Below are 11,412 nucleotides of genomic sequence, written 5' to 3'. Positions count from 1 at the left end.
TTGAGCACCCTCAAATTCACCTTTCTCTTTATTTGAAGCTAGTTATGTCCCAGCCCCTTTACATTTTTCTTTTATTATTTATTCGGAGCATAATTATAATTGCTATGGTTATTAACACAACAAAAAACAATACAATAATAACATTCTCCATCCAATGATTAGGTACCTTATGAACAAAGACAGCCTTATGCCATTCGTTATCTCCTACTTCAACAGCAATTGCATTTTTGGTAGAAACGCCCATAATCTCATAATATTTTGTCCCTTTTGGGTACATATTTGATGCATCACCAAAGTATTCTCCAGTCATATCGTTCGTGCCTCTTCTCACTTTTCCTATGACGTCTCCGATATCAGATACCTTTTCATCAGTTACTTCATATACATTTCCTTTCCAGACAACGAAAGAATATGCCCAGTCAAGTGCTTGAACAGACCACTGACATGTAAAAATGAAACACAATAGAAGTAGGATGATTTTTCGCAAAAAGATTTTCCCCTTTCCTTCCCTACTCCACCTCTAATGCAAAAGCATAGAAAGCATCGCCATTGGATACATTTTCTTGCTTTTCATCCTTCCACCATACGCCATAGGAATAATAATATATCCCCTTTTGCTCAGGTGCTGCAAACTCATGATCCTCAACTAAAACCTCCAGTTCTTTCTTTTCCTCATTTATTTGCAGGAGATAAACACTGCTCGGCAATGGTTCATAATCCATTACAAATTTGATTTTTTCGCCAGGTTTTACTTTAATTGGCACCTTTCCCTCTAACATTTCTACTGGACCAGCAGTATCAACACACTTACTCCCCCAGCAGTATGTTCCTAATTTAGTATCATATTTCTCAGTGGCGATTTCAATGATCACTTCCGGGGGTTTGGAAGAAGATAAATAATCATTCGAGCAGCCTATGAGGGTAGCTAGCAGAAAGATAAAAGTAATAAATATACATTTTTTCATATCAATTCCTCCTGTTTTATAAATAGACGTTCTTTTCCAAATAAAGTTGCTTGTTCACAATAGAAGCAGCCCATGCTAAACTATTATTATCAGAATATAAAGAAATTTATCAACCCTGCGCTACTAGTCAGTTATTCCTGCAAAAATCTATTGAAAAAGAGGGTAGGCAGATGAATGAGGTATTTCATAGTACACATTTTAAGCTCGAGAAAGTGAGTAACAGTATTTATGCAGCAACAGTGATATAATACACTTGTATTATTTAAATCGTTAATAACATGCAGCCGAAAGTGTAAGTCAATTGCCAAAGAAGGCGGAGGGGCTGCAGCAAATGCAGGGTTTGTGGATTTAGGAGAAAAAGCGATCGTTTTTGATACATTTAACACGCAGCAAGCCTCTCAAGATTTAAAGCACATGGCGGAATCAATTACCAATCACCCTGTTACATGGGTGATAAATAGTCATTGGCATGGTGACCATATTAGAGGGAATCAAACATTTGAGGATCGGATAATCATATCAAGTCAAGCTACATACAAAAGTATGAAAGATATTCATCCTTCAAGATTTGCTGCCCAGAAAAATGATATAGATGGACTAACAAATTATATCCAATCTTTAACGAATCAGCTTATTCAAAACAAAGATACTCAATTGCCCTATCAAATCAATTTTTTAAACGAGATAAAAAATTCCTTGCCTACCCTGAAATTAGTATTGCCAAACCAAACATTTATTGACGAAATTTCCTTTCATGGAAAAAAACAGACTGCCAGGCTCTTTACATTAGGCGGCGGGCATTCATTTTGTGATGCGATGCTATATATTCCAGATGAAAAAGTAATCTTTATGGGAGATTTATTATTTGTAAATAGTCATCCAACTTTTTTTGAGGAATCTGATCTTGGGCATTGGACCAATATGTTAAAAAAGGTTGAGGGGATGGAAATTGATGTGGCAGTTCCGGGACATGGTCCAGTTGGTACAAAGGAAGATATCTCAACCATCATCCACTACATATCTGATTTAACTGCCATTATTAAAGAAAGCAATAATAATGAAGAAATTGAAATTCCTCCTAAGTATAAAAATTGGAGCTCACCAGAGGTTTTTTTGCAAAATATAAAAATAGTTGAGACTTTATTAAACAAGGGAACTCCCATATTGTGAAGTTCCCTTGTTTTAATCTATAAGAGACAACAGCTTACTTTGAAACGAAAGAATCATTTATCCCTTCATCCCTTTAATGAAAGCATCAAGTTTGTCTAGTGATTTAATATTTTGATTGCATTTTTGACTATCTTGGCAAATATAGTTTCCTCTTTTTATATATGTTCCTTGCACTGAACCCTTTGTTTCCATAATAAACATGCCTAATTCTTCATGGCAATTGCAAATCGCGCATATCCCCTTCTTGCTAATATTTTTAAAAGAACCATGAAGTCCCATGATTTTCTCATTTTGCACAGCTACGATATACTTTTTATTTGAGCCTGTATCATTCCATCCGAGATAAGATATTTCCTTTCGATCTATCTGATCTAATGGGGGTACTTTTAACTTCTTAGCCTTCGGGAATAACTTTTTTATTGATTGTTCGCTTATAGCTTTAAAAGGAATCATATACTGCTTTAGTTGCGATAAAAACGTATCTGCTTGCTCTTTCTCTCTAATTTCAACAATCGGATTAAATATTTGTCTCTGCTCCTCACTAAGATCATCGAACAAATGGATAATCTTTTCATCAGTGAGCGTTTTCAATGCTTCAAGTACCTCTTTATCATTAACGGTTGTAAATCCATTAATGAGTATTTGTAGTTGATTTTTAATATAATTAAATTGATCACTTCTAATGAAGGGCTCCATTCTTTTCCACTCCTGTTCAAAACATATTTCCATTTAACTTTAAAAGGTACACGTCATGTATTCAATGGAAAAATTGATTAGGAAATAAAAACGCCATAGATAAAAGCACTGATTAGGATACCAGTGCTTTATTTAGTATATACGATTTTTTTTATCGTTTCGGTCGAGAGATAATATTCCTCAGCTAATTGATCAATTGTCCTTCCGCCTTTAAAAGCTGTTCTTATAGCAGAATTTCTTTCATCAATCGCCTTTCTCGTACCAGATCGCGTACCCCATTTACGATGGGATGCTTTCTTTTTCGGGATATAAATCGTCTCACCTTGAATATATTTTTGAATTTCTATAATTAAACTTTCCGGTAAAATTGCGTTTGCTTTTACATATTTCATCTCTGGTTAGCCCCTCATTTATTTTTTTCAAAATAAGGTGCAAAGCCGAATGAATTAGAAAAGCGTACTTGGGCGATTTTTCAATTTAAAGTCTACCCCATGCAAAGTATCGCCTTTCCAAAACTAGGCTTTGCATGAGATGCTACAGAATCTGGCCTCCTTATCGCCAATTCGATCACCTCCTATAATTACTTTTAATCCCATTATAATAAAAGAACGCTCTTCATGGCTAACGGAACATGTTGATCAAAGAATTTTTAACCTAATTTTCCTTAATTAGTTCAATTACTTTCTCTAACTGAATATCTTTATTTAAAACAATTGATTCCCTTGTTTTAGGAACTAAATAATCTGGATAAATCGCGTCTTTGTAAGTTTTGGAAAGGATATATTCTTTTGTGGATAAAGACAAATTTATCTTGCTATTTGGAAGAACTCCACTGACAACCTCTCCGAATGCAAATGGAGAATTTCCGGTAGGTTCACCAATAAGTATACCGATATTATTTTCTTGTATGACGCTCGCAAACATATTAGCGGAACTAAAAGTATGATTACTTATAAGCACATAAGTGTTACCTGTAAAACTCGAGTAATTATTAATACTTGAAGGTTGTATACGATTTATAAAAGCATCAATAACCGCGGAATTTCCCCCAGCATTTTGCCGTAAATCAATAACGATATTCCCTATACCATCCCTTTTAACTTCTTTAAAAAAGAGACTTACATTTTTCCGGTACTCCCTTGTATCATCACATGCATGTAAATAATAGTATCCAATATCATTTTCGTGGTCTATGGACCAGCCAAATGTATTTGAATCGTTGAACCGTTTATACCAACTATACCAGTTATCCTCTGCATCGGTCATTTGCGAATCTGCTACAGCTTTCTTTACAAGGGGAATTCTTACCTTCCTTTTTTCTCCTTGTATATTTTCTACAGATACTACTACTATATTGTTTTTAACCAATGACAGCTTTTTCAAATAATATTCATCTTTAATGAAAAAATTCGCACGAAACTTTTTCCAGTAGGGGTTCTCCGCCGATACGAATCTTCCTAAATCCTCAACAATTTCTTCAACTTCCATTCCGCCTAAGCTGACAATAAGATCCCCTTTTTCAACGCCATGTCCACTCTCTAAAACTGTCCACCCCTCTTCCGTCCAATCAAGAAGTAATGGCAGTATTCTTCGTTCGTCTAACATCACAAGACCCGTATGAGCATCTTCCATTTCCGCAACAAATTCTTGAAGAATAAAATAAAAATCTGTTGTGCTTTTTTCAGAATCCAGTTCACTTTTTATTTCAGCAATCCGCTTATCCCACACTTCCTTTGTCATTTTCCTTGCAGGATCGGGATGCTTTGCTAGCATTTCATCTATTAAAAATTGAAAGTCCTCCTGCATTTCATCTGGCTCTAGCATGACAACTGGATTCACTTCCTCTTTCGAAAATAAGTACCAGCCCATAAAAATTAGAAAGAATAACATACCTATTCTTGCCGTAATTCGGCTCTTATTTAAATTCCTTTCTATTTTCACCGCACCCACTCCTTAAATACACATATTCCCAATTATACCAAGTGGATATTATGCAATTTTCTAACTTATATGACAAAAAATCGACTGTTCAATATCAACAGTCGATTAATAAACATTATTATTTACTTTGTTCAGGCAAAGGAATTATTCCTCTTCTTATAAAGTTTGCAGACACTGGCTTCTTCCCGACTTCTCTTGCCCAGACAGAAATTTGACCGATATGATGAATTTCGTGAGCAATTACGTGACGCATCACCTCACCCCAAGTAAAAGTTTCCACCCGCCCATCTGGTAAAGAATCATGAAGCAGGTTACTTTCCATGCTTGCATCCCAATTTCTCACAAATTCTTCTACTTCAACTCTGAATTTAGTATCAAGCTCTTTTACCTTTTGCAGACTTTTATGCTCTTCAAAGCTTTCCTGAAAGTCAGGTTTGCCTTGAAGAAGACGAATCCAGCTCCATTCAACATCGATGATGTGAAAAAGCGTATGCAAAATTCCTCCTACCCCACCTGTTCGGGCTATAAGAAGCTCCTCCTCTTCAACGTCTTCACACCATTGATACCAATCTTCCCTTTTCAACCAATTGTACTGAAACAATGCTTGCATAAAATCCCTCCTGCTTGTCTAAAAATTCTAAATATACAAGACGAATTTTATCATAAGTAGGTTTTCTCCGACACTTATATTGACTCTTCTTTCTTATTAACTGGACCAATATATTTCGATTGCGGACGAAAGATAACATTGTTTTCTGCTTGTTCTAAAATATGGGCGCTCCAGCCGACTATTCGGCTGGCAGTGAAGGTTGGGGTAAATAAATCACTTTCCATTTGGACGGCTTTCATGATCGCAGCTGCATAAAACTCTACATTCGTATATAGTGATCTGCCAGGCTTTACCTCCTCAAGAATTTGCACGCCCAGCTTTTCTACTTTCATTGAGAGATCTAGCCACTCATCTTCACCTGAAAATGCCAGGAGCTTTGATTTCAATGCGGCTGATCGAGGATCAACCGTTTTATAGATTCGATGTCCAAAACCCATCAGCTTTTCTCCACGATTTAATTTATCTCTAATAACCTTTTCTGCATCCCCCTGTTCGTGTACATCATTTAAAAAAGAGATTACTTCAGAGGGTGCACCTCCATGAAGAGGTCCTTTCATCGTTCCAATTGCAGAGGTAATCGCTGAAACGATATCAGACTCAGTAGATGCCGTCACTCTTGCAGAGAACGTAGAGGCATTCATCCCATGCTCCATCGTTAGGATCATATATGTTTCCAGTGCATGAACATGTGCTTTCAGTGGAACTTCTCCATTTAGCATGTAAAGATAGTTTTCTACATGGTTTAGTTCAGGCATCGGCGAGATAAATGTTTTTCCTTCTAGATGTCTTTTTCGATAGGCAATGATTGTTGGTGTCATGGCAGTGATTCTTATTGCCTGTTCAATGGTTGGTTTCCAGCCATAATTACTTCTTCCTTCAGCAGAAATGACCGTTCTCAACACACTCATCATATTCATGTCATCAGGCAAGCTCCTAATTAAGTCAATCAGATAGCTAGGAAGTTCCCGATTATTGATTAATGAAGCTTTTAATTCACTTAGCTGTTTATTTGTTGGAAACTCTCCATTCCATAGAAGATAAGCTGTTTCTTCAAAGGAATAGGCTTCTGTTACTTCCCCAATTCCATAACCCCTATAGATAAGCTGCCCCTTTTCACCGTCCACATGGCTAATCTTTGTTTCCGCTGCAATCACACCTTTTAAACCGTAATGAATCATTTCCCATTTCCCCTTTCCTTATTTAGGTAAATTATATAAAATATATACAATTAAAAAAATTGAATGTTTTTAAATATTTTGATTTATATTTTTAATCAAAAGGAGAGATAACGGATGGATTTTAGCTGGATCCATACATTTTTAGTCGCCGCTAAAAATGGCAATTTTAGAAGAACAGCAGAATTACTTTACATTTCACAGCCTTCTGTAACCGTTCATATTCAAAATCTCGAGAAGGAATTAGGTGTTCAGCTTTTTGATAGAGAAGGCAGAAAAATGAAACTAACAGAGGAGGGCAGGCGGTACATTCCACATGCAGAAAAATTGATGGAGACATACCAAAAAGGGGTAGAGGATTTACACTCCTTTAATCAGGGGTATACTTCAAAGCTATCACTTGCTATCTCTCCGTTAATCGCTGATACGATCCTTCCGTTTGTTCTAAAAAAATATATAACTATCCATCCTCATGTTGAAATTTCAGTGAAGGTTCTTGAATCCATGGATATCGAAAAAGCTGTACTAAATGATGACATTGATATTGGGCTTTCCTGTCTCCATAGCACGAGTCCAGAATTATATTGCGAAGTTTTGTATAAGGATGAAGTGAAATTAATCGCACAGCATGATGGATTGGATGCGGAATCTGCTCCACCATTGGATGAAGAAGAAGTGCTGATGAAAAATTATCTGCTAACTGACAATCATCCGGTCTATTGGGAAACTTTAAGCCGTGAAATAAAATACAAGTTTCCATCTGTGAAAATGATGAAGGTCTCGCAAATTCATATTACTAAAAGATTTATCGTAGAAGGATTGGGTGTTTCCTTCTTGCCTGTTTCAACAGTCAGACGAGAATTAATAGAAGGGTGGCTGCTGGAAGTTCCCTGCAGTTCTATCAAACTGCCAGAAGCAAATACCTATGCAATTTTGAAGTATCATCATTCCAAGCAAAAAGAATTTATGAAGTTTTTAATGAATTTCCGAATATAGGTCTTAATCATCTAATATTTTCCTAGTTGATGTTCTTTGCAAAAATGGAGATAACACGAGAAATATCGTTCCTTATTAATGAGGATGACTATGTCAGATAGGAGACAATAACAAAAGATAACTAAATTGTAATAGGTGTTATAGATGCGATTACGGAGTGAAGGCATAGGATTTTCTTTAGCTGATTTTATCTTTGATATTTTTAAAAAACAGGATCATTTTCTGCCTAACCATACCATAATCGCATCCGTTAGCTGATTATTTTCTCCCAAAGTTTTAAATGTCCTTTAAAACTCACGAAATTACGCTTCTACACATTCATTAGGAAATTACCCCCATGCCTTTTTGCTCATCCAATTTAATGTTTTCTTAATCCCATCTTTATAAGGTGTCTGTGGGATAGGTCCGATGTTCGCTTCGTACTTCTTACCACTCAAGATTACGGGATCATCCATTAAGTACATCATTTCCACCATCTCTCGCATAAATGGCTGAAAAATTCCGATAAACCGAATCATTGTTTTTGATACCGTTCTTATCGACTTTTTATATCCTATCTCCCTACGTAAGATCTCAATAATTTCCTCACCCGTTATTGGATGTGCAGATGGAATATTCCAATTTTGATTGTACGTATCCTCTCGTGAAGCTAATTCCACCATTGCCTTTGCACCATCCAATGTAAAAATAAACTCTCGAGCCAAACTGATGTCACCAACAAAATTTGCAGATTTATTTGTAACCACTTTTTTTAGTGTTTCATGAAGGATTGTATTTTCCGCATTAGGTCCGTATAAATCTGGCATATGCACAATCAAATAAGGGGCATTACTTCTTTTTAACCTATTTTCCATTGCAAGCCGGATTTTTCCCTTTTTTGTATGTGGCTCCTTCCTCGTTTCTTCATTTACTTCTATTTTGGATTGCCTGCCATAGGCATATATATTATCTACTAATGCAATCTTTGCTTCGTGCATCTCTGCAGCCCGGACTATTATCTCTATGCATAAAGGATGTTTGTCCTTCCATTCTTGGTAGGGAAAGCTCACTGCATGAAAGATAACATCTGCACCATCTGCAGCCTCGATTACATCCTTTTCTACTAATGCATCCCCTAAGAAAATGGATACCTTTGGTTCGTGCTGATAAAGAGCATCTAACCTTTCTTTTGTTCTTGCAAACGCCACCACTTCCACACCTCGATCAACTAGCTCACGAACTAATGCATAGCCTATTCCGCCTGTTGCACCTAAAACTAATGCTTTCTTCATTAATTACACCCTTTCTTCATATTTGACCACTGGTCAAAAAGAGATAAAAAAATATAGCAAGCTCTAAACCCACGAAATGATTTAGAGCTGTTCTAGCCATTTAATCCTTTTAATATAAAATTTACATGCGATTTAGCTGCCAATTTCGCTTCTTCAAAATTATCAACATAGCCACGATAATGGGAAACAAAGCCATGTAGCGCTATAAATGCAGACCACACGTCTATAATCTCCAATTTTTTCTTTGCTAAAGATTGAACCGCTTGAGCAAATTTTTGATAACTGTAGTTGGCTGCTTCTTGGGATAGGCTATCTACCTCTGTATTTCTTACCAAAAACATGATTTCATACTGACTTTGATGGTTTAATCCAAATTCAATAAAACGAATTAATACATTATAAAGCTTTGTAGAATCATCTTCAGATCCTTGAATGGTTTCTTCTAACCAATAGTTCAGTTTAGAAAAATCTTCTTCTACAATCGCATAAAACAGTTCTGCTTTATTTTTAAAATGATAATAGATCGCTCCATGACTGCATCCCAGTAGCTTTGCAATACTGCGCATGGAAACTTGTTGAAAGCCTTTTTCGACAAACGTAGTTCGTGCTTTCTGTAAAATGATTTCTCTTGTCAGCTCTTGAGAAGTTGTTTTACGAGGGGACATCATCGATAACTCCTTTTATTGACCATTGGTTAATAACAATATACCACATTCTTTATCATAATCAAAGATCATAACAGAAATTTGGCGTGATATTCCCCTTCTTGAACAATTATCGTAATTGTTTCAGCGCGTAATCCGTTGTCATGGTGATGTTATCTGGCATCTCGTCAATCGGGAACCACTGGATTTCTTCTATAGCATGAGGCTCATTATTTATCACTTGACCATTTGTAATACGGACGATAAAAGTAGGAGCGACATAGTGAGTATCTTCTGCTTGAATAATATGATTGGTTACACATAACAGTCGTGAAATCTCAATATCAATTCCAAGTTCTTCTTTAATTTCACGTATGACTGCATCTTCTATCGTTTCCATGTAATCAACTTTACCTCCAGGCAGACTCCAGCAGCCCGCTTCCGGCTTCTTTTTACGCAAGACGAGTAAAATTCTGTTATTCTCATCTAATATAACAGCTCCAACGCCAACCATTGGCAATTTTTCTTTTTCCATTAGTATTCCTCCTTACATGCATGCCGTTCTCGATTATACAAGACAACCAAGAGTCTGGTAAAGTATTCCATAAAAAAAAGAGAATATTACGCAGTGTTAGAGTGTATAAAGAGAACGAAAAATGCCGCACAACTTTGATTTTAGGAGTTAGATCTCCACTTTTTTAGTTTTCGAACAGCAGTTTCTACATATTATAATAAAATCCGTACGTCCCAAGCTTATTCTTATCTTTTAAAAACCAAAAAGGTATTTTTATATAGTTAATTATACCATTTTACGTTTTTCATAGGCAGTGTAATCAGAGGATACAATGTAAAGCTGTTTTACTCTTCAATAGAAATTTCTTTATTCTTCTTTGATAAAAACCAGCCGCCAGCCGCAATCAATATTAATACTGCATAGAAGGTAATTTTCCATTCCGGCGACTTTGCGAAGCCTTCAGGCAACACTGATAATGCGGGGTGTGAAAGTGTATAAACCGATAATTTCACTCCAACCCATCCGACAATAAGGAAAGCGGCAATTTCCAAGCCAGGTCTAGCATGAAGTAATTTAACAAAAAAGTTTGCAGCATAGCGCATAATAATTAATCCAATGAAACCACCGGCGAAGATGACTAGAAACTTTCCTCCATCTAATCCGCCAATATGTGGCAGCCCTGAATCAGGAAGAGCAATAGCTAATGCGACCGCCGCAAGAATAGAATCCACTGCAAAGGCGATATCCGCTAATTCCACCTTAAACACCGTCATCCAGAAACCTGCATTTTTCTTCCCCTTCTCAATATCTGCCCTTTCTTCTCCTTTTTTGATTATCACTTTTCTATAAATATGATTAATAGCAATAAACAGCAAATAAAGGGCTCCGATCGCTTGAACCTGCCAAACATCAACGAGAAAGGAAATTGCAAATAGTGAACCAAATCGAAAAACAAATGCTCCTGCAAGTCCATAAAATAAGGCTTTCCTTCTTTCCTCTTCCGGTAGGTGCTTAACCATAATCGCTAAAACTAATGCATTATCTGCTGCCAAAAGCCCCTCCAGCGCAATTAATAATAATAATACTCCACCGTACTCTAGTAAAATGGCTAAGTCCATGTAAACATCATCCTTCCAAAATAGAGATATTTAATCAAATAAGTAAGTGGAAGAGGCTTTATCAAAAAAACAGAAAAAGCCTTTACCACAATGGTAAAGGCCCGTAAAACAATAAAGACCCTTACCCGAAATTGGTAAAGGTCTTGCTAACAACGATAACGTTGCCACCAAAGCCGAGAGTTACTCACTCTGAAATGACGACTTTGCTGTAAAAGCTACTCCCCTTTAGGAGTTACTATTTGATTGATTACTTTAATTGTAATCACATCTAAGTCAAATTGTCAATAATATTATTTCTTTCAAATTCATCAA

13 protein-coding genes are annotated in these 11,412 nt (G+C 36.3%); 2 read left to right on the top strand and 11 right to left on the bottom strand.

Annotated elements, in window-relative coordinates:
- Nucleotides 1-58: 58 nt before the first annotated feature.
- Together RUH74_RS17625 and RUH74_RS17620 are read right to left on the bottom strand one after the other, a co-directional pair.
- Complete coding sequence (locus tag RUH74_RS17625) at nt 59-487, bottom strand: hypothetical protein (protein WP_313802331.1); 429 nt, start codon at nt 485-487, stop codon at nt 59-61.
- 22 nt (nt 488-509) lie between these two features.
- Complete coding sequence (locus tag RUH74_RS17620; protein ID WP_313802329.1) at nt 510-965, bottom strand: hypothetical protein; 456 nt, start codon at nt 963-965, stop codon at nt 510-512.
- Nucleotides 966-1,307: 342 nt separating this feature from the next.
- Between RUH74_RS17620 and RUH74_RS17615 the strand changes: the two genes are divergently transcribed.
- Nucleotides 1,308-2,135 (top strand): MBL fold metallo-hydrolase, encoded by an 828-nt coding sequence (locus tag RUH74_RS17615; protein ID WP_396230087.1) that lies wholly within the window; start codon nt 1,308-1,310, stop codon nt 2,133-2,135.
- Nucleotides 2,136-2,192: 57 nt separating this feature from the next.
- Here the strand turns inward: RUH74_RS17615 and RUH74_RS17610 are convergent, their stop codons facing one another.
- From RUH74_RS17610 to RUH74_RS17590, 5 genes are all read right to left on the bottom strand, one after another.
- Complete coding sequence (locus RUH74_RS17610) at nt 2,193-2,831, bottom strand: FusB/FusC family EF-G-binding protein (protein WP_313802327.1); 639 nt, start codon at nt 2,829-2,831, stop codon at nt 2,193-2,195.
- Nucleotides 2,832-2,959: 128 nt separating this feature from the next.
- A complete protein-coding gene (locus tag RUH74_RS17605) occupies nt 2,960-3,223 on the bottom strand; it encodes a CD3324 family protein (protein WP_313802325.1) in 264 nt (87 codons plus the stop codon).
- A 262-nt stretch (nt 3,224-3,485) separates the two neighbouring features.
- The gene (locus tag RUH74_RS17600; protein ID WP_313802323.1) at nt 3,486-4,772 is read right to left on the bottom strand and encodes a S41 family peptidase; all 1,287 of its coding nucleotides are present in this window, start codon (nt 4,770-4,772) and stop codon (nt 3,486-3,488) included.
- Nucleotides 4,773-4,890: 118 nt separating this feature from the next.
- Nucleotides 4,891-5,382, bottom strand: a complete 492-nt coding sequence (locus RUH74_RS17595) for a DinB family protein (protein WP_313802321.1) — start codon at nt 5,380-5,382, stop codon at nt 4,891-4,893.
- A 74-nt stretch (nt 5,383-5,456) separates the two neighbouring features.
- On the bottom strand, nt 5,457-6,560 hold the full coding sequence (locus RUH74_RS17590; RefSeq protein ID WP_313802319.1) for a citrate synthase/methylcitrate synthase: 1,104 nt from the start codon (nt 6,558-6,560) through the stop codon (nt 5,457-5,459).
- Nucleotides 6,561-6,674: 114 nt separating this feature from the next.
- Here RUH74_RS17590 and RUH74_RS17585 point away from each other — a divergent pair, with 114 nt between their 5' ends.
- Nucleotides 6,675-7,553: a LysR family transcriptional regulator gene (locus RUH74_RS17585; protein WP_313802317.1), complete on the top strand. Its 879-nt coding sequence runs from the start codon at nt 6,675-6,677 to the stop codon at nt 7,551-7,553.
- A 329-nt stretch (nt 7,554-7,882) separates the two neighbouring features.
- On the opposite strand, the gene RUH74_RS17580 is transcribed toward RUH74_RS17585, so the two are convergent.
- The 4 genes from RUH74_RS17580 to RUH74_RS17565 all read right to left on the bottom strand — a co-directional run bounded on the left by RUH74_RS17580 (nt 7,883) and on the right by RUH74_RS17565 (nt 11,100).
- The gene (locus tag RUH74_RS17580; RefSeq protein ID WP_313802315.1) at nt 7,883-8,824 is read right to left on the bottom strand and encodes an SDR family NAD(P)-dependent oxidoreductase; all 942 of its coding nucleotides are present in this window, start codon (nt 8,822-8,824) and stop codon (nt 7,883-7,885) included.
- Between the two features lie 92 nt (nt 8,825-8,916).
- Nucleotides 8,917-9,489 carry a TetR/AcrR family transcriptional regulator gene (locus RUH74_RS17575; RefSeq protein WP_313802333.1) on the bottom strand — a complete coding sequence of 191 codons (573 nt, stop codon included), beginning with the start codon at nt 9,487-9,489 and terminating at the stop codon, nt 8,917-8,919.
- 109 nt (nt 9,490-9,598) lie between these two features.
- On the bottom strand, nt 9,599-10,003 hold the full coding sequence (locus RUH74_RS17570; RefSeq protein WP_313802313.1) for an NUDIX domain-containing protein: 405 nt from the start codon (nt 10,001-10,003) through the stop codon (nt 9,599-9,601).
- Between the two features lie 323 nt (nt 10,004-10,326).
- A complete protein-coding gene (locus RUH74_RS17565; RefSeq protein WP_313802311.1) occupies nt 10,327-11,100 on the bottom strand; it encodes a TerC family protein in 774 nt (257 codons plus the stop codon).
- Nucleotides 11,101-11,412: the final 312 nt, after the last annotated feature.

The organism is Cytobacillus sp. (assembly GCF_032154635.1).
Lineage (GTDB): Bacteria > Bacillota > Bacilli > Bacillales > Cytobacillaceae > Cytobacillus.
This window is presented reverse-complemented; position numbering and strand designations above follow the sequence as displayed.